The sequence below is a fragment of the Shewanella basaltis genome (genome assembly GCF_023283885.1).
In the GTDB taxonomy this organism is placed as follows: domain Bacteria; phylum Pseudomonadota; class Gammaproteobacteria; order Enterobacterales; family Shewanellaceae; genus Shewanella; species Shewanella basaltis.
The window spans coordinates 30,726-49,411 of sequence record NZ_JAKILA010000017.1 but is presented as its reverse complement, the minus strand read 5'-3'; the positions used below and the strand labels follow the sequence as shown (position 1 = coordinate 49,411).

At 42.6% G+C, this 18,686-nt stretch carries 17 protein-coding genes and 1 pseudogene; 10 read left to right on the top strand and 8 right to left on the bottom strand.

Annotated features, from left to right (window positions below; all coding sequences use genetic code 11):
• Positions 1-192 precede the first annotated feature (192 nt).
• The 10 genes from L2703_RS12805 (at position 193) to L2703_RS12760 (ending at position 11,109) form a co-directional block, all read left to right on the top strand.
• Entirely contained in the window at positions 193-654 is a 462-nt protein-coding gene (locus L2703_RS12805; RefSeq protein ID WP_248971482.1) for a MaoC family dehydratase, read from the top strand.
• Positions 655-747: 93 nt separating this feature from the next.
• Positions 748-1,674 (top strand): SDR family NAD(P)-dependent oxidoreductase, encoded by a 927-nt coding sequence (locus L2703_RS12800; RefSeq protein ID WP_248971481.1) that lies wholly within the window; start codon positions 748-750, stop codon positions 1,672-1,674.
• A gap of 105 nt (positions 1,675-1,779) precedes the next feature.
• The gene (locus tag L2703_RS12795; protein ID WP_248971480.1) at positions 1,780-2,961 is read left to right on the top strand and encodes an acetyl-CoA C-acyltransferase; all 1,182 of its coding nucleotides are present in this window, start codon (positions 1,780-1,782) and stop codon (positions 2,959-2,961) included.
• Between the two features lie 80 nt (positions 2,962-3,041).
• The gene (locus tag L2703_RS12790; protein WP_248971479.1) at positions 3,042-4,706 is read left to right on the top strand and encodes an AMP-binding protein; all 1,665 of its coding nucleotides are present in this window, start codon (positions 3,042-3,044) and stop codon (positions 4,704-4,706) included.
• A gap of 151 nt (positions 4,707-4,857) precedes the next feature.
• Positions 4,858-5,925, top strand: coding sequence for a patatin-like phospholipase family protein (locus tag L2703_RS12785; protein ID WP_248971478.1), 1,068 nt, complete (start codon positions 4,858-4,860; stop codon positions 5,923-5,925).
• Between the two features lie 72 nt (positions 5,926-5,997).
• Entirely contained in the window at positions 5,998-6,996 is a 999-nt protein-coding gene (locus L2703_RS12780; RefSeq protein ID WP_248971477.1) for an NADP-dependent oxidoreductase, read from the top strand.
• Positions 6,997-7,140: 144 nt separating this feature from the next.
• Complete coding sequence (locus L2703_RS12775) at positions 7,141-7,974, top strand: AAA family ATPase (protein ID WP_248971476.1); 834 nt, start codon at positions 7,141-7,143, stop codon at positions 7,972-7,974.
• 6 nt (positions 7,975-7,980) lie between these two features.
• Entirely contained in the window at positions 7,981-9,153 is a 1,173-nt protein-coding gene (locus L2703_RS12770) for a vWA domain-containing protein (protein ID WP_248971475.1), read from the top strand.
• Positions 9,154-9,191: 38 nt separating this feature from the next.
• Positions 9,192-9,986 (top strand): SGNH/GDSL hydrolase family protein, encoded by a 795-nt coding sequence (locus tag L2703_RS12765; protein WP_248971474.1) that lies wholly within the window; start codon positions 9,192-9,194, stop codon positions 9,984-9,986.
• 559 nt (positions 9,987-10,545) lie between these two features.
• Positions 10,546-11,109 (top strand): hypothetical protein, encoded by a 564-nt coding sequence (locus L2703_RS12760; protein ID WP_248971473.1) that lies wholly within the window; start codon positions 10,546-10,548, stop codon positions 11,107-11,109.
• A 35-nt stretch (positions 11,110-11,144) separates the two neighbouring features.
• Here the strand turns inward: L2703_RS12760 and L2703_RS12755 are convergent.
• The 8 genes and pseudogenes from L2703_RS12755 to L2703_RS12720 form a co-directional block, all read right to left on the bottom strand.
• Positions 11,145-11,437 (bottom strand): annotated as a pseudogene (locus L2703_RS12755) (transposase); the annotation flags it as partial.
• A gap of 532 nt (positions 11,438-11,969) precedes the next feature.
• Entirely contained in the window at positions 11,970-13,070 is a 1,101-nt protein-coding gene (locus L2703_RS12750; RefSeq protein ID WP_248971472.1) for a PQQ-dependent sugar dehydrogenase, read from the bottom strand.
• Between the two features lie 41 nt (positions 13,071-13,111).
• Positions 13,112-13,897: an alpha/beta fold hydrolase gene (locus tag L2703_RS12745; RefSeq protein WP_248971471.1), complete on the bottom strand. Its 786-nt coding sequence runs from the start codon at positions 13,895-13,897 to the stop codon at positions 13,112-13,114.
• An 88-nt stretch (positions 13,898-13,985) separates the two neighbouring features.
• Positions 13,986-14,840, bottom strand: coding sequence for a crotonase/enoyl-CoA hydratase family protein (locus L2703_RS12740; protein WP_248971470.1), 855 nt, complete (start codon positions 14,838-14,840; stop codon positions 13,986-13,988).
• A 10-nt stretch (positions 14,841-14,850) separates the two neighbouring features.
• Positions 14,851-15,543 carry a crotonase/enoyl-CoA hydratase family protein gene (locus L2703_RS12735; protein ID WP_248971469.1) on the bottom strand — a complete coding sequence of 231 codons (693 nt, stop codon included), beginning with the start codon at positions 15,541-15,543 and terminating at the stop codon, positions 14,851-14,853.
• A 62-nt stretch (positions 15,544-15,605) separates the two neighbouring features.
• On the bottom strand, positions 15,606-16,511 hold the full coding sequence (locus L2703_RS12730) for a bile acid:sodium symporter family protein (RefSeq protein ID WP_248971468.1): 906 nt from the start codon (positions 16,509-16,511) through the stop codon (positions 15,606-15,608).
• A gap of 80 nt (positions 16,512-16,591) precedes the next feature.
• A complete protein-coding gene (locus tag L2703_RS12725; RefSeq protein WP_248971467.1) occupies positions 16,592-17,722 on the bottom strand; it encodes a DUF2855 family protein in 1,131 nt (376 codons plus the stop codon).
• A gap of 11 nt (positions 17,723-17,733) precedes the next feature.
• Positions 17,734-18,681, bottom strand: coding sequence for an alpha/beta fold hydrolase (locus L2703_RS12720; RefSeq protein ID WP_248971466.1), 948 nt, complete (start codon positions 18,679-18,681; stop codon positions 17,734-17,736).
• Between the last annotated feature and the right edge of the window lie 5 nt (positions 18,682-18,686).

Here is an 18,686-nt window from a genome sequence, read left to right as displayed (position 1 = left end):
TTAAACATTATCCATCAAATGGGTAATGTTTTTTGTTTTTAAGCGTGCAGTAAAAAAGCATTTACTATTCATATTGATAATAACTAAGTATCAAAACTATTCATTTGTTTAATTCGTTTACCCCAATTAGCATGAGATATCGCTTAAATTTCATTCATGGAACGTACTGTTACAGTACCAAGGGGAACGGAAATGCCAACAGTGATCCATCGTAACGACATAGCTCAATATATTGGCCACCAAGCTACGCCAACTCAGTGGTATCAGATTAATCAACAGCAGATTAACCAATTTGCTGATTGCACCTTAGATCACCAATTTATTCATGTTGATGAAGAAAAGGCTAAAGCCACGCCTTTTGGGTCAACCATTGCCCACGGTTTTTTATCATTATCCATGCTGTCGCATTTTGCTGAGGAGTTTAGCGTCATCATCGACGGCTTTTATATGGGATTAAATGCCGGATTCGACAAAGTGCGATTTTTGCAGCCGGTTACCGTTAATAGCCGCATTCGAGCGCATGCTAAAACCTTGTCGATAGAAGAAAAAAAGCCTGGGCAATTTCGTCTATCAACTGAAGTGACCATTGAGATAGAAGGCGTAGATACCCCAGCATTAGTGGCTGAGTGGATTTCGGTGCAAATGGTTAAGTAAACAAACAAGGGTTAAGTAAAACGTTAACCACAAAATGAAACTCAACGCTTACCTATAACAATAAAAATGATACAGCAAATTAAGGGAACCAAGATGACTATTAGTTTTGCAGGACAAGTGGCTATTGTAACTGGCGCAGGTAACGGGCTAGGGCGCTCACATGCATTAGCTTTAGCTAAACGTGGCGCTAAAGTGGTGGTGAATGATCTTGGTGGTGCGCGCGATGGTAGCGGCGCCTCTTCTGCAGCCTCACAAGAGGTGGTTGAATTAATTCAAGCCATGGGCGGCGAGGCCATCAGTCATGGCGCTAATGTGGCCAATTTTGATGAAGTGCAAGACATGGTGCAGCAAACCATGGCCAAATGGGGCCGTGTCGACATTTTAATTAACAACGCTGGCATTTTACGTGATAAGTCTTTTTCGAAAATGACTTTAGATGATTTTAAGCTAGTGATGGATGTACACGTGATGGGCTCAGTTAACTGCACCAAAGCAGTGTGGGAAATCATGAAGCAGCAAAATTATGGCCGAATTGTCATGACCACCTCATCTAGCGGCATGTACGGCAACTTTGGCCAATCTAACTATGGCGCAGCCAAAATGGCAGTGCTTGGCTTAATGAATACCTTAGTGCTTGAAGGTGCAAAAAATAATATTCATATTAATGCATTAGCTCCCACCGCGGGCACCCGCATGACCGAAGATTTAATGCCCGAAGAAATCGTCAAAGCCTTTGCGCCAGAGGCCGTCACAGCCGGCATGCTGACCTTGTGTGATGAAGCCGCACCTAACCGATTTATTCTATGCGCTGGCGCTGGCGGCTATTCAAGTGCCAGTATTTTTGAAACCGACGGCTGCTTTATTCCCACCGCAAAACAAAGCCCAGAAGCTGTACGCGACAATTGGAACCAGATAACCGCGAAAGACAATCAAAAAGCATTAGTGTCGGGTGCGCAACAAGGTGAAAAATTTATCATGAAAGCCATGGCGTTCATGAAATCGCAAACTGTGTCGTCTTAGCACGAATATATAAATAGATATGTCATTAGACATTGCAAATTAGAACGTCACCAAACCATTTTATAGTGATTCAATGATTAAATAATAACAAGAAAGGGATTTGTCATGAGAGAAGCCGTCATCGTATCAGCCGCCCGCACGCCTATTGGCAAAGCTTACCGTGGGGCATTTAATGATTTATCAGCGCCTACATTATCAGCTGTAGCAGTAAAAGCCGCCGTAGAACGGGCGGGTATTGATCCTAACGAGATTGATGATTGTATTTTTGGTGCCGCGCTGACTCAAGGTAATCAGGGGATGAACTTTGGTCGCCAGGTGGCCATGGCTGCTCAGTTACCTGTGTCTGTGGCTGGCATGACGGTTGATCGCCAATGCTCGTCTGGCTTGATGTCGATTGCCATTGCCGCAAACCATATTGTCGCAGACGGTGCTAACGTTGTTGTTGCAGGCGGATGTGACTCAATCAGTTTGGTGCAAAACGATAAAATGAACATGCACCGCGCCGTAGACCCAAGTGTTAAAGCTTACCGACCAGCCATTTACATGCCCATGCTTGATACTGCCGAAATAGTGGCCAATCGTTATAACATTTCGCGCGAACGTCAGGATGCCTATGCACTCACGTCACAACAGCGCACTGGTGCGGCTCAAGCAGCCGGAAAATTTGATGATGAAATTGTACCGGTAAGCTGCACTAAATTGGTTATAGACAAAAACACAGGTGACATTAGCCAAGAACCTGTTACGTTAACTCAAGACGAAGGTAATCGTCCGTCAACCACCATTGAAGGCTTAGCCGGTTTAAAAGAGGTAAAAGACAATGGTTCAATTACTGGCGGTAATGCCTCGCAATTGTCAGATGGCGCAGCGGCCGTTGTTGTTATGGAGCGTGCGTTAGCACAGCAACGCGGCCTTAAACCATTAGGTGTTTATCGCGGTATGGTGGTTGCTGGGTGTGAACCTGACGAAATGGGCATTGGGCCGATTTATGCCATTCCTAAGCTGCTTGAACGCAATGGCTTAACCATGGACGACATTGGTTTGTGGGAAATCAATGAAGCCTTTGCGGTACAAGTCATTTATTGTGCAGACAAATTGGGGATCCCGGCAGACAAGCTCAACGTCAATGGCGGGGCCATTTCAATTGGCCACCCTTATGGCATGAGTGGCACGCGTATGGTGATGCACGCATTAATAGAAGGAAGGCGTCGCGGGGTTAAGTACGTGGTCATTAGCATGTGTATTGGCGGAGGCCAAGGTGCTGCTGGATTGTTTGAAGTGTTGTAAGCGTTTAGTAGCTTGTTTGAAGGTCATCATAATAATAAATCATCGCTGTAAAAATCATCATAATAATAGGGGACCGTATTATGGAAAAAGTTTGGCTTGAGAAGAGTTATCCACCTGGGGTTGAGTTTGAAATAGACCCTGATAAGTACAGCTCTTTAGCAGAATTATTTTTTAAATATACCAAGATATACGCAAGTAATACGGCGTTTATTAATATGGATGTTAGCATTAGCTATCAGCAACTTGAACAGCAAGCAACAGACTTTGCAGCATACTTACAGCAAGATTTAGGCCTAGTAAAAGGCGATAAATTTGCCATTATGATCCCAAATTTATTGCAATATCCTATAGCGCTTTTTGGGGCATTAATTGCTGGGCTGACTGTGGTGAATGTTAACCCACTTTACACTGCACGTGAGTTAGAGCATCAATTAAAAGACTCGGGCGCAAAGGGCATTTTAATCCTAGAAAACTTTGCTCATGTATTGCAAGCCGTTATTAACAATACAGATGTAAAGCATGTGGTAACAACCAGTGTGGGTGATCGACTTGGCCTCATAAAAGGGGCGCTAATTAACGGTGCGATTAAGCACGTAAAAAAACAGGTTCCTGCCTTTGACTTACCTAACGCAGTAAAATTTAACGATGCCATGTCTAAAGGCAGCAAACTTAAATTTACTCCAGTTACGATAACCGGTGAAGATTTAGCCTTTTTACAGTACACCGGTGGTACAACTGGCCCATCAAAAGGGGCAATGTTAACTCACCGTAATATGGTAGCAAACCTTGAGCAATCAAATGCGGTCACCAAAAATGTCTACGAAATTGGCAAAGAGTTTATGATCACCGCATTGCCGCTTTATCATATTTATGCGCTCACCTCTAACTGTCTCGCTTTTATCCCTTTTGGTGGTACCAACCTATTAATTACCAACCCTAGAGACATGCCGGGGTTTGTAAAAGAGTTAGCCAAATACAAATTTACTGTCATTACAGGGGTAAACACCTTGTTTAATGGTTTATTACACACCCCAGGATTCGATAAACTTGATTTTAGCGCCTTGAAAATGGGCTTTGGTGGTGGCATGTCTGTACAGCGGCCGGTAGCAGAGCATTGGGAACGTGTGACTAAAACTCGTTTATTAGAAGGTTATGGCTTAACTGAGTGCGCACCATTAGTGACCATGAGTCCGTACAATCAAGAAAAATACAATGGCTCGATTGGTATTCCGGCCTCATCTACAGATGTGCGCCTTGTTGGCGCTGATGGTGAAGATGTTGCTTTAGGCGAGCCTGGCGAAATGTGGGTAAAAGGCCCGCAGGTCATGAAAGGCTATTACAATCGCCAAAAAGCCACCGATGAAGTGTTAAAAGACGGTTGGTTAGCCACGGGCGATATTGCCACCATGGACGAAAACGGTTTCTTTAGAATTGTTGACCGTAAAAAAGACATGATTATTGTGTCGGGTTTTAATGTATTCCCTAATGAAATTGAAGAAGTGATTGTGTCCCATGAAGGTGTGCTTGAAGCCGCTGCGGTCGGGGTGTCATGCGATGCCACTGGTGAGCGGGTAAAAGTGTATATTGTGCGTAAAGATCCTAATCTGACTGAGCAAGATATTTTTGATCATTGCGCCAAAATGCTCACCAATTATAAGCGCCCTAAAATCATCGAGTTTATGGACGAACTACCCAAAAGTAATGTGGGTAAAGTATTGCGTAAAGACTTGCGTAATAAGGCATAGCTAATCCACAGCACTGAGTCGGTTGTATAGCGACTCAGTGTGTCTTTTTTCCTAAATCAACGACAGTTAATCGTCATGCCGCGGAGAATCTTCACGTTAACCAGATTCACTTTGGCATTGCGTCGCTGTAAGAGTCAGTAACCATTATTATATGTTAGAAATTTATGCCGGGGATACGGCCTTAAAAACAATACAACAAGATGGCTTTTCTCCTGAGCTATTTAGCGCATTTTTAGGTGCCAGCGGTGGCCCCAAGTGGTTCACCTTGTTTGGCCTAGACAAATATCTTTTTGGCGAGTTTTTTAAAGACAGACAACAGCCATTAAACCTAATAGGTTCAAGTGCAGGGGCTTTTCGTGCTGCATGTTTTGCCCAAAAAGACCCCGTGGCCGCCATAGAACGCTTAGCGAAAAACTATAGCGAAACTGTATACTCAAATAATAAAAAGCCGCAACCATTAGAAATCACATCAAAAGCATTTGAATTACTCGAGACATTATTTGGCCAAACAGGCGCCGATGAAATCATCAATAACCCTGTGTTTAAAGCCCATTTTATTGTGGCTAAATGCAACGGGTTAGTGGCATCAGAAAACAAACTTAAACAGAGTGTGGGCTTAGCCAATAGCTTTGTGCGTAATTCTATGGGGCGGCCTTTACTCAAAAGCCAGTATCAGCGGTTTATTTTCCAACATCATCAAAGTGATTTAGAGATAAATGACCCAGATAATATCCCCACGACTAAGGTGAGCTTTTCAGCGCAAAACATCAAGCGTGCTTTATTAGCCTCTGGTTCTATTCCCATGGTGATGCAAGGCATTAAAAATATTCCTGATTGCCCACCCGGTATGTATCGTGATGGCGGCATTATCGATTATCATTTTGACTTTACTATTCAAAATGAAGGATTAACTTTATATCCACATTTTAGCTCCACTTTAAAAGCGGGTTGGTTTGATAAAAACTTGCCCAGAAAGGTGAGGCTGCAACATTATGATAAAACAGTGCTATTGTGCCCATCGGCGCAGTTTATTGCGTCATTGCCATACCAAAAAATACCCGATCGCAGTGACTTTGTTGACATGACACCCGCACAACGGCTTAAGTATTGGCGACAAGTCTTTGTAGAAAGTGAAAAACTTGCACTGCATTTTAAGCATTTTTATCAACACCAACATATTGATAGCATCAAAAGTATCAATCAGTTAGTTAAACAATAATCCTTATAAACAGTAAAACAAATTAACTATCAAGCCATTGACGGCAACACAAACATCGACAGAGAGAATGACATGAATACCTATACAGCAATCAATCTTATCGCCCGCCCTCAAGGTGGCCCAATTGGCCCAGAATTATTTGACGTAGTACAAAAGCCGATGCCAAGTGTCGAGCAGGGGCAGTTTTTAGTGAAACAAAGCCACATGTCGTTAGATCCGGCCATGTTTGGTTGGATGAGCCCAGACACAGAAAGCTATATTCCACCCGTTGAGTTAGGCGAGGTGATGCGCAGCTCAGGGATTGGTGAAGTAGTTGAGAGCAATCACCCAAACTTTAAAGTGGGCGATAGAGTCATGGGCATGATGGGCTGGCAAGAATATTTTTTAAGTACAGGCCAAGGATTAAACAAAGTGACCGCGCCATTACCCGATGAAGCCATATTGTCAGTTTTTGCGTTACCAGGCTTAACGGCTACTCAAGGGCTTTTTAATGTGGGTAAACCTAAAAAGGGCGAAACCATTGTGGTGTCTGGGGCGGCGGGATCGGTAGGCTCTATTGTGGGTCAACTGGCTAAAGCAGATGGATTAACGGTCATTGGTGTTGTTGGCAGCGATGAAAAAGCGCAGTGGATTGTAAACGAATTAGGTTTTGACGGTGCCATTAATTACAAAACAGATGATATAGCAGCCAAATTAGCAGAATTAGCGCCAAGGGGCGTTGATATTTATTTTGAAAATACCGGCGGGCCGATTCAGCATCATGTGTTTGCTAAAATGAACGCCCACGGCCGTATTGTGGTGTGTGGCATGATTGCCGATTATGCTAAAGCGGTACCCGACTTAGGCCCAAATTGGATCCAGGTGATTAAAAAGCGCTTAACGATTCAAGGCTTTACTATGCCAGACCACTTTGGGGATGTACCCGCACTACTGGAAAAATTAACGCCATATGTTATGAAAGGGCAAATCAAGCATCGCGCGCATGTTTTAGAGGGACTTGAGTCAGCAATGACCGGGTTAAATTTGTTTTTTACCGGTAAAAACAAGGGCAAGTTAATCGTCAAACTGTAAGTGGTATCGCAGCACTTACGCACCTAGCTGAAGGGTTGAAATACTTCTCTTCAAGCTGATTGAGGGTAAATGCTGCTATAACCATTAATCATTTTGATAAATACCACGGCTTTGCGACGACAAAGTGACAAAAAAAGGTCGACCATGTTTAAAAGTACAGATAACTATATTGCCTCCAACGAACTGACATTAGCCGTTAATGCAGCCATTGCCTTAGAAAAGCCGTTACTCATTAAGGGCGAACCGGGTACCGGTAAAACTCAGTTAGCAGAAGAATTAGCGCGCTCACTTAATTGTAAACTGTATCAATGGCACATTAAATCGACCACGAAAGCCCAACAAGGTTTGTATGAGTACGATGCCGTATCTCGCCTGCGTGACAGCCAATTAGGCGATGCCCGTGTACATGACATTAGCAACTACATCGTTAAAGGTAAGTTGTGGCAGGCATTTGAAGAACAACAACGCCCCATTTTATTGATTGATGAAATCGATAAGGCCGACATTGAGTTTCCTAACGACTTGCTGCAAGAGCTCGATAAAATGGAGTTTTATGTGTATGAAACCCAACAACTTATCAAAGCTAAACAACGACCCATTATTATCATTACGTCAAATAATGAAAAAGAGCTTCCCGATGCCTTCTTAAGGCGCTGTTTTTTTCATTACATTAAGTTTCCCACCAAAGAGGAAATGGCCAAGATTATCGACGTGCATCACCCCAATGTTAAACAGCAACTTTTACAGCAAGCATTAGAGGTGTTTTTTGAATTACGTGATCTTAATGGTATTAAGAAGAAACCGTCTACATCAGAATTGATAGACTGGATAAAGCTACTCATGTCTGATGATATTTCCCAAGCAACCTTGCTCGACAAACAATCGGATATTATTCCTTTGTTTGGCGCCTTGCTTAAAAATGAACAAGACGTTTCGTTAATTGAAAAGCTTGCTTTCATGAGCCGCAGAAACAGGTAGAACAGCGTGTTTATTGATTTTTTTCTGACCCTAAAAAAGCACAAAGTACCTTGTAGCTTACGTGAGCTACTCGATTTAATTACGGCATTAAAAACTGGGGTTGTGTTTGCCGATGTCGAAGCGTTTTATCACCTGGCTAAAATTGTCATGGTTAAAGACGAAATACACTACGACAAGTACGACAATGCCTTTGCTGAATACTTCAAAGGCATAGAGAGTATTGATATTTTTGATAAAATTTTGCCAGAAGAGTGGTTGAGAAAAGAGTTTGAAAAGCACCTTTCTCAAGAAGAAAAGGACAAACTTAACGCCCTAGGCGGGCTTGATGAGCTGATGAAAGCCTTAAAAGAACGTTTAGAAGAACAAAAAAAACGTCACGCAGGCGGCAACAAGTGGGTCGGTACAGGGGGAACATCGCCATTTGGTGCTTACGGCTATAACCCTGAAGGCATACGAGTGGGTCAGGATAAAAACCGCAATTACAGTGCGGTGAAAGTCTGGGATAAGCGCGAGTTTAAAAACTTTGACCAGGACCGAGAGCTTGGCACCCGTAATATTAAATTGGCCCTTAAAAAGTTACGTAAATTTGCTCGAACAGGTGCCAGTGAAAAACTCGATATTAATACCACTATTCGCTCAACCGCTCAAAATGGCGGCCTGCTCGACGTACACATGGAGCCAGAGCGCCATAATGCGGTAAAAGTGCTGATGTTTTTTGATATCGGTGGCTCAATGGACGATTACATACATACCTGTGAAGAGTTATTTTCTGCCGCACACAGCGAATTTAAACATTTACGTTTTTTTTACTTTCATAATTGTTTGTATGAAAAAGTGTGGCAAGACAATCACCGCCGCTTTGACAAAGTGATTGATTTAGAAGAAGTCATTAGAACATTTGGGGCCGATTACAAAGTGATATTTGTTGGCGATGCGACCATGGGGCCTTACGAAATTATCGCAAAAGGTGGCAGTGTCGAGCATTGGAACGAGAAACCGGGTATCGAATACATGAATCGATTACTAGGACATTTTAATAAAGTGGCATGGCTGAATCCGCAACCAGAGCAGTATTGGCACGTTCATCATTCAATTTCGATAATACAAAAGCTGGTTGGCAACAAAATGTACCCTTTGACCGTCGATGGCATAGGCCGGGCCATTAAAGACTTGAGTTAATCTCATATCAGGTTAGTTAATTCATATTAAGGACAGCTATGTTGTATCACGGATTATCGATTATGTTGGCCCCTGTGTTGATATTACAAGGGCTCAAAGTGCGCCGCACAACCCCAAGACTTGCAGAGCCAGAAGGCGAACGTGTCGGTCAAACCGGGCCAAACCCCACGTTAAAATTATTGATTTTAGGAGACTCTGCAGCAGCAGGCGTTGGGGTGACAAATCAAAGTGAGGCGTTATTGGGCCAAATCCTTGAGCAATTAAGCCCCAAAGTAGATGTCAATTACGCTTTATTTGCTAAAACAGGGGCAACCACATCAAGTACCTTAAAAGCGATACAACAAATTGACACTGATCATCCCGTGCTCGGGCAAGGGCATTATGATGTCATCGTCACCTCATTAGGAGTCAATGATATTACTTCATCGGTGAGTTGTGAAAAGTGGCTTTTACAACAACAAGCATTGTTTACATTGCTTAAAAAGCGCTATACACCAAAACAAATTTTAGTCACAGCATTGCCACCCTTAGGGCTGTTTCCCGTTTTGCCCAATCCATTACGGTGGAGTTTAGGCAAACGTGCCAACCAATTTAACCATCGTTTACAGCAATTAATACTCAAGCTTAATCAGCAGCAGGGCAATCAGACGAGTCAATTTACCATGATTACGTTGCCATTAGACAACCCACAGCCCGAGATAAGCATGCTCGACTTTATGCGCCAGGTTATGGCCAGCGATGGATTTCACCCAGGCGCACCGATTTATAATGCATGGGCGGGTTTAGTGGTAGAGCAAATAGTGGATGGAATTAAATCTGCAGCTATTGAATAAAATAGCTGTATGTCATGCATTGCTTGATATATGGCCTGCGGCCACTAACGTCGTGGTGCTTCGCGCACACCAGAGCATGGGTAAAGCGCTTTCTTGTTCATAAATCAGCCTTTGCAACCCCTCAGCGCCTCATACGAAAGATATTAAAAAACGTATCATTTAGATGGTGATTGCCCAGCATTAAACTTTATCTGTATCTGGCTTATAAATGTCGGATACATATCCAGTGTTAGCCATGCCTTCCACCTTTATGTAGTGTGTACTGTGAATAAAAACAGTTGTAATGGTTTTGACGTGTTTTTAAGTTGAATCGGCTAATATGTAAACTAAAGTAGTATGAATAATAAATCGTGAATTTTGTAATGTATTGAAATTAAATTGTTTTTATTTTTTGTCGAATATTGAATCCACTTTTAACGTGCAAGCCCGCTTTTATTTGTCAGTGAAGTTAAATAAAACGGCTTTACATCAATAAGATAGTAAATGTAGGATGATATTAATCAATAAGTTAAAGGGCCTACATTATCGGGTGAGCCCTTCAATAAGCGTTAGGCATCTTATGCATCGAAATACTATCTATACATTTCTGTTGATTTCACTTCTTGCATTGCAAGGCTGCGTTGCACCTGGAAGTGCAATTGGAAATTTAAAAATAAGTGGCTCTGTGGTTTCGTCAGCGGATAAGCCAGTAGCAAATAAGCAGATTGAGTTTATGCTTCCAGCAGCATACGGTTTGGGGGGCTTAGATTTACTCATGAATAGCCCGGAGGATTTCGGCTACACAGACCATCGATTTGTCGCGAAAACTGATGAAAATGGAAATTTTGAGATAAATCTTGGTGAGCGAATTTATCACATTAGTTTTTGGTTGCTGCCTCCATTAGGTGGTTTTCCTTCAAGGCCGCCTGCACCATTTCTTTTCGCACGCTTCCCAGACAGTGAGTCTGAATATTACGCAATCCAAACACATGATGGTTCTTTCAAAATATATAATTACTCTGGCAAGGAAATACCCCTTGCTGAATCATTGCTAAAAGAGATAAGCGCCATTAATAAAGAAGGTGATAATACCGAGTTTCGGGAAACTATAGGTGTTATCAAATTAAAACTGAGACCGGAGTAACCCCAATGCCTAACAAGTGCATGTTGTTCATTTCATTTCATTTCATTTCTTTCGCAAAGAAGGCGCTTGCCTTTTTTAGTATTTCTTTCTCCATGCGTAATTCTTTGTTTTCTTTACGCAATCGCTTAAGTTCATCGCGCTCAGACTCTTCTAAGGCGATGCCTTGCCGTTGGGCCTCGTACTTTTCTTTCCACTTGTAAAGCAGGCTAATGCCAACCCCTAGAGATTTTGCCGCATCAGCAACACTGTAGCCTTGGTCCAGCACCATCAATACTGCTTCATCTTTAAATGCCTGCGGATAACTCTTGTGTGATTGCTTTAAACTCATATAGACCTCTTAATTTATTAACATACTGTCTCAAAATTAAGTGTCAGATGGAATTAGACCAGAACAGCCTAACTCACTTTTTGGTTAGCTATTTATTACAATAATGAACTGCGATCCATCCATCTCTTAGTGAATATAATCCTGCTTTCTTAACTATTTATTCGAGCTTGGCATTACTCAATATTTTCTGTGTCCCTGGTCATCACCGGAAACAAGAGTCAAGCTATGCCAAGGACCTTTAATTGTGATTACCAAAACACACTTCGCGGTCGGTCAGGGTAAACTTTTATAAAATAAAACTTTCAAACCGCTTTTCTCCAAATGTGGTATTCGGTATGTCAATTAAGTTTAGGACGCGAATTATTGGTTTGATTTTGTAAAGTCTGCAGTTCACGCACATCTTCGCCACACATATCTTAGCCAAAACTAAAAGCAAAACAAACACCTGGATCCCGGCTCAACAGCACTGCCGGGACGACGAGAAAGAGGTTAGTAATTTTCTATCATCTACGAGTTAAGGCTTAACGTGCTGTTACTGCTTGGTATAACTCACCCGATAAATTGCATTGGCAAAGTCATCTGATATTAAGATTGAGCCATCCGTAAGGGTCATTACATCAACAGGGCGGCCCCAGCTTTGCTCGCCGTCAAGCCAGCCGGTAGCGAAGGGTTTGTAGGCAATGACTTTACTGTCTTTAAGCTCAACCTGCATAACACGATAGCCCACTTTGTTAGTGCGGTTCCATGAGCCATGCTGGGCAATTAAGATTGATTGCTGAAAAACTGAAGGGAATTGACTACCTTGATAAAACTCCATGCCTAATGCCGCAACATGAGCACCTAACGTTAATGCCGGAGGTGTGTTGAGTTTAGCTATTTCGGCGTTTGTGAAATCAGGATCATTAATGTTTGTGTTGTGCACGTAGGGAAAACCAAAATGTTGCCCAATTTGAGTGGCATGATTAAGCTCATCGTCGGGTAAATCGTCGCCCATCATGTCGCGGCCGTTGTCGGTAAACCATAACTCGCCCGTAACGGGATGAAAATCAAACCCAACACTATTACGCACACCTTTAGCCACAATCGTGGTTTGTTTAGTATCGACATTGAGTTTTAAGATGGACGCAAAAGGTAAATCACTTTCACATACATTGCAGGGTGCGCCTACGGGAATATATAAGTGTCCATCTGGGCCAAAGGCAATAAATTTCCAGCCGTGATGGGCTTTGTTGGGCAGTTTATCGAAAACTAATTCGGGTTTCGCAATAATGGGTAGTGATGCCTCAATCGCTGGATAACGCCAGATCTTATCCACCTCAGCGACGTATAGACTACCGTTATGGTACGCAAGTCCGGATGGCATAAACAAATCTTTCGCAATAATGATTTTTTTATCGGCTTTAAAGTCATTATCGCTGTCTATAAGTGCATAAACCTTGCCTGCTTTGCGACTGCCTACAAAAACAGTTCCATTTTCACCAAGGGCCATCTGTCGCGCATTTTCTACATTCTCGGCATATAGATCAATACTAAACCCTTGTGGGAGTTGTATTTTATCAAGAGGCAAAGCCATCGTTGTGCCAATAAACACTAGATTACAGGTTAGGGCAGTAAATAATGTGGCTATTTTCATAACGGCGTGCTCCTATTTATTGACTCACTGTACGACGTACTTTACCAATCTTTGATTATCTCTTTGACTATGGCTGCGGTGTTTTCAGGCTGTTCTAATGGAAACATATGGCCGCCCTTTGGCAATGCGATTAATTCAATATTATTGAGCTTGGCAAAGCGATTAAAATGTTTAATTGGAAAAATAGTGGTGTCTTCACCATAAATCAGTTTTGCAGGTACGGTTAACTTGTTTTTGTACTTATTAAGATTTGTTGGTAAATGCCTAAAAATATCCGCTTCTACGGCTGGAGAGAAGGTCAGTTCTAAGCGTTGATTTCGTCGTATCGCTCCCGAATGTACATAGTCTTGTAGGCAGCGGCGATCAAAGTTTTTAAATAAACTCTTCTGTGAAAAATATTCAACCAAATTGGTGTTTTCTGGCCATTGGTTCTGCCGCGTTTTAGCTTTACCGGCGGGAGATAGTGTATCAATAAACGGTGTACGTTTAATGACACGCAATAAATGCGAAAACGCGCCGGTGACAACAGGTGGGTCTAACATGACTAATCCGCGAAACAATTCAGGATGTTGGCAGGCAGCTATAAATGAAATAACGCCACCAAAGGAGTGACCTATACAAATCACGGGTTCATTTTTATTTTTAATAAATTCAACTAATTCAGTAACAAGGTGTTGCCAGTTGCTGTGAATGGGGTACAGCGTATTATGGCCAAATTGATTGTGGGCAACAGTACGATAGTCGTTTTCAAATTCAGTTAGCAATGTTTTATAGCTTCCCGCGGGAAAGCCATTGGCATGCACAAGGTTAATTAATGGCTTTGTCATGGTTTGCTCTATAAAGTGTGCGCCATATCGATTAAATTAATTCACTTAAATTCGTATTAACTGGCATTGGCGCAACATTGCTTTATGCTTAAAATATTTTTGATGGATCAATTTTAGCCAGCTCAGCAAATTGCGGTTCGCGCTTTTGTGCTTTAGCTGTAAAGATTTCCATCATGTCGTTTTGTGGTTGAAACATGCCACTTTGCCACACCGACATATAATTTAAACTGTCGGCGACACTGTGATCGCGGGCATAGTTAATCATTTCTTTACAACCCGCGACAGCTAAGGGCGAGCGGGCGGCCATTTCTGCTGCGATGCCTAACACAGCACTAAGCATTGACGCATGGTCGTCATACACTTGATTAACTAAACCGGCTTGTTTGGCTTCTGCCGCAGGCATTCTGCGCCCTGTATAGGCGAGTTCTTTTACTAAGCCAATAGAGATAAGCTTTGGTAAACGTTGTAATGTGCCCACATCGGCAGTCATACCCAGTTTGGTTTCTTCTATGCTAAAAAACGCGTCGCTGGTGCAATAACGGCAATCGGCTGCAGTGACCATATCAACGGCGCCGCCAATACAGCCACCTTGTATGGCCACAAGTACCGGCATGCGGACGGTTTCAAGGACATTAAAGCAATCTTGTAGTTTAAGGACTAGGCGGCGTAATTGCTCGTGTTTACGGCCTAATTCGATATTGTCGTTACTGTTGTTTGCGCTAAACACGGCTAAATCCATCCCGGCACAAAAATGCTTACCCGTTGATGAGATCACAATCGCACGAGCCGCAGATTGATGGTTAATCTCTTGGATGACGCTTGGAAATTCATGCCAAAAGTCGACATTCATTGAGTTAAGTTCATCTGGTCGATTAAGCACGATGTGGGCGACTTTATTGTTAATGTCGACCGTGAGCGTCTGGTAAGTGTGTTGCGATAGCATATTTATGTCCTTATAAATTTAATGAAATGTGCTTATCTTGTTCTATGGCACTATCTAATTGAGCAAGGATCGACTGGCGCTCTTTTAATTTTGTGGCCAAATGCGCGGGCATATTCAGTGTTTGCATGTGTTTTGCCACAAGATGTGCGGTGTCCATTAATTGGTCTGGCTCAACCACCTGGTCGAGAAACCCAGCCAGTACTGCTTGTTCTGGAGCAAATAACTCAGCATTAATGACTGCCCGTGACAGGTAATTTTGCGGAATACGATTACGCGCAATTTCAATACCGGCCTGATGCATTGTCATGCCTATGGCCACCTCGTTTAAGCCAAGTTTAAATGGGCCATTGCAACCAATGCGGTAATCGCAGCTGAGTAATAAAAATGCCCCTTTTGCAATAGCATGACCAGGACAAGCACCAATAATAGGGGTGGGAAATGACAACATTCGGCGCGCTAATGTTGAACCCGCTGTGACCAAGGCAATGGCGGCTTCTGAGCTTTGCTTCATGGTCTTAAGATCGTAACCACCGGATAAAATGCCTGGCTGACCAGTAAGAATCACTACGGCAGAGTCTTGTTCAGCGGCATCTAGCGCTGCATTGAGTTGTGCGATAACTTCAGGTGATATGGCGTTAACCTTGCCGTTATTTAAGCTAATAACATGGACATTATTTTCAATGGTTACATTTATTAATTGCATATTTCACCTAATTGTTTAGCAGTTATTATGATTGTTTGATGCTCAAAGCCGTTTTTATTTCGCTATTTTGCGATAGCGGCCTGTAGCCTTTTGGCTTTGAGGTATTTTGTATTTAACATACCGACTAAAATGCCTGCCGTAAATAGCATGGTTAGTGTGTAAATGGCTGGCGTAAATGACATTTTATAATTAGACAGTAAGGTTAACGCCATAAACATCGACAAGGTGCTGTTTTGTAGGCCGCATTCAATGGTAATTGAGGTGCGCTGTGCAAAATTAAGCCCAAACCATTTACTTGAATAATATCCTAAAAGCATGGTTGATAGATTTAAGAGGATCGACACCGGTCCTGCAGCAATTAATGCCGGAATCACAATGTCTTGTTGAATATACGTGAGGAAAATAATTAATAAGGTTAAAAACAATATGCCAAATCTTGAGACATGCACTTGAGTGCTTTGAGCCAGTTTTGGTGCATATCGCCTAATTAACATGCCGCACGCAATCGGCACTATCGTGAGTTTCATCAGGCTTATCATGGTTGCTATGATTGGAAGCTCAAATTCGCTGCCTTCACCCATAAAATGGATCAATGAATAATTTAGTACAACAGGAATGGTAAATACCGTGATTAAACTGGCCACCGCAGTCATGGTTACAGACAAGGCCACATCGGCTTTTGCTAAGTGCGAAAACATATTGGATGTGGTGCCACCAGGACACAGGGCTAATAACATCACGCCCACTGCGTATTCTGGTTCTAGCGGCATTATACAGGCGAGTGTAAAGCCAATGATGGGTAACAGTATCAGTTGATTGGTTAAGCCTATTGCTGCGGCTTTGGGGTATTGTACAACTCTTTTAAAGTCATTTATCACTAACGATAACCCCATTCCCATCATAATGAGAAAAATACACACAGGTATGATTTGGGTATTAACCAACGTGATCAATTGCATATTGTCCATAGTAACCTCTTAAAATCGTGTGTTATTAACGATTAATGTCCGTTTTACATGAGAGAGTTTGACCATTTAAATTGATAGCATCATTTATTATCGCCAAATGGAATTACGACAATCCCCATTGATGCGTCGGTATGTCCAGTTAACACCTTTTGGTAAACATCATTTATTTTTTCAATACCATTGATGTAGTTAATTGCAATATTACCTTTGCAAAATGCGATATAACTTAGCAAAGCCATATTAATGTGTTTCATAGTTATGGCGCTGCCCCAGTCCTGAAATCGCTTAGACAATTGTGATGGAGCAAAAAAGAAGCTGGGGGTTGGACCCGGAAGTAGACTGCTTTTGTCGTTTAAATCTAAATTGTGGTGATGAGTTGCACCAATGCGACAAGAATAGCCAAGTTGCTCACCAAAATGCTGATGTATCATGGCAATGGTGGTTTTGTTGCCTGCCATGTCCACTAAGATAGTGGGCGTTAATGGATTTAATTCGCTGATTTGTTCATAGCTAATGACCTTATCGTAGCAACCGAGTGACATCACAAACGCCATGTTTGCTTTGGCAGTGACAGCAATTGCTGGCCGTTTGGCTGTTTGCTTAATGCAAAAGGCAAGGGCAATGCTGGTTTTACTCGAGGCACTCGTAATCAGGTATTGCTCGGCATTGAAATAGTCATTGTCTTGCATAAAGTCGTTCACTAACCAAGATGTAGTAAACAACCCGCGCAATAAAATGTCGTAGTCTTCGTTTTGTTTTTGGTAAAACGGATTCACACTTACACGGTCAAATGTACTGTATAAAGGTGCTAGGCCTTCTCTCGATGGGCTGACATCACTAAAGGTGTTTTGAGTCACATTACCGGCCACAATGCCAAAATACGTCGCCATGGGCATAAATCCCCACACCCGTTCGCCAACAAGGATTTGATCGTTTTTTGATTTAACCACCTCGGCATAACCCATTACAGGCAAGCGCCCCCATTGCTGCGGCTCGTCAGATGGAAAAAATCGCCAATAGCCTAATGTGTCTCCAGTGATGCCATAGCTGATGTTATTTGCTGTTAAGGCAAATTTGTCGACTCGTAATAACACATCGTTAAGACCCATGGGTGCTGACATATCAAGATCGATAACACGTGTGGTTTGCAAGTGTTGCTTATTAACTTCAAACACGCTTGCTGAGTGTGGTGTTGTTTCTGTTGCCGACATAACGTACCTTTTTATTTTATGATTGACGTTAAAAAATCGCTGATTGCATTGTTCACTTCGCTTGGCCTTTCATGCTGGATCCAATGGCTGGTATCAGCAAAACGTTTTATCGTGCAGCTCGGCACGTAATGAAGTAAGCCATCGAGATTTTCGTTTACAAAAGCCAAATCTTGTTCGCCCCACAGCACCAGTGTTGGCAAAGTAATGCGAATATTGGGAATGCTCAGCTCGGATGGCGGTTTTACTTGACGCTGCGTTAATTTAGCAATGGATTCATTGTTTGTTGTATTTGACTCTGCCTGCGCCAGTTGTGGCATGGCGCGATAATACTGTAACATACCATTGACGGCCCCAGGTTGCCGCCATACCTGCCGATATGTTTCTAACACCTCAGGGCTAAACACGTCAGGTTGCTGGCTTTGCATTATTTTATCGACCAGATAGTGGTAATTATCTTGGGTTAATAGCTGCTGCGCGTTAGGTTTAATCAACTCATGGATGTACCCACTTTTGCTTCGTTGTTGTGGGTTGTTAATCATTTCGCGGGTAAAGGTGCTTGGGTGTGCGGCATTTAAAATTACTAACCCTGTAAACAAGTGCGAGTGAAATGCCGCTAACGGCCAGGCGATAGCGCCGCCCCAGTCATGGGCTATTAGGGTAACGGGCTGCCCAGGGCTTACTGCGGTTATCCATTTAGCCATAAAGCTGATCAGATTTGGCACAGTATAAAAGTGGGTGTCCGTGGGTTTGTCGCTAAGGTGATATCCGGGCAGATCGGGTGCAATGACGCGATATTTATTGGCAAAAAAATCAAGTTGCCTATGCCATGTTGCCCAATATTCAGGAAAACCGTGTAAAAATATCAGCGTTTCAACAGGGCGTTGAGGTGCTTGAGGGCCTGACTCAACATAATGAATGTTAACACCATCGATTTGGATATCATGATGCGTTAGTGACATAGGCC

Coding starts and splice junctions, on each gene's coding strand:
- L2703_RS12805 (WP_248971482.1), top strand. CDS start 193: ATGCCAACAGTGATCCATCGTAACGACATAGCTCAATATATTGGCCAC.
- L2703_RS12800 (WP_248971481.1), top strand. CDS start 748: ATGACTATTAGTTTTGCAGGACAAGTGGCTATTGTAACTGGCGCAGGT.
- L2703_RS12795 (WP_248971480.1), top strand. CDS start 1,780: ATGAGAGAAGCCGTCATCGTATCAGCCGCCCGCACGCCTATTGGCAAA.
- L2703_RS12790 (WP_248971479.1), top strand. CDS start 3,042: ATGGAAAAAGTTTGGCTTGAGAAGAGTTATCCACCTGGGGTTGAGTTT.
- L2703_RS12785 (WP_248971478.1), top strand. CDS start 4,858: ATGTTAGAAATTTATGCCGGGGATACGGCCTTAAAAACAATACAACAA.
- L2703_RS12780 (WP_248971477.1), top strand. CDS start 5,998: ATGAATACCTATACAGCAATCAATCTTATCGCCCGCCCTCAAGGTGGC.
- L2703_RS12775 (WP_248971476.1), top strand. CDS start 7,141: ATGTTTAAAAGTACAGATAACTATATTGCCTCCAACGAACTGACATTA.
- L2703_RS12765 (WP_248971474.1), top strand. CDS start 9,192: ATGTTGTATCACGGATTATCGATTATGTTGGCCCCTGTGTTGATATTA.
- L2703_RS12760 (WP_248971473.1), top strand. CDS start 10,546: ATGCATCGAAATACTATCTATACATTTCTGTTGATTTCACTTCTTGCA.
- L2703_RS12750 (WP_248971472.1), bottom strand. CDS start 13,070: ATGAAAATAGCCACATTATTTACTGCCCTAACCTGTAATCTAGTGTTT.
- L2703_RS12745 (WP_248971471.1), bottom strand. CDS start 13,897: ATGACAAAGCCATTAATTAACCTTGTGCATGCCAATGGCTTTCCCGCG.
- L2703_RS12740 (WP_248971470.1), bottom strand. CDS start 14,840: ATGCTATCGCAACACACTTACCAGACGCTCACGGTCGACATTAACAAT.
- L2703_RS12735 (WP_248971469.1), bottom strand. CDS start 15,543: ATGCAATTAATAAATGTAACCATTGAAAATAATGTCCATGTTATTAGC.
- L2703_RS12730 (WP_248971468.1), bottom strand. CDS start 16,511: ATGGACAATATGCAATTGATCACGTTGGTTAATACCCAAATCATACCT.
- L2703_RS12725 (WP_248971467.1), bottom strand. CDS start 17,722: ATGTCGGCAACAGAAACAACACCACACTCAGCAAGCGTGTTTGAAGTT.
- L2703_RS12720 (WP_248971466.1), bottom strand. CDS start 18,681: ATGTCACTAACGCATCATGATATCCAAATCGATGGTGTTAACATTCAT.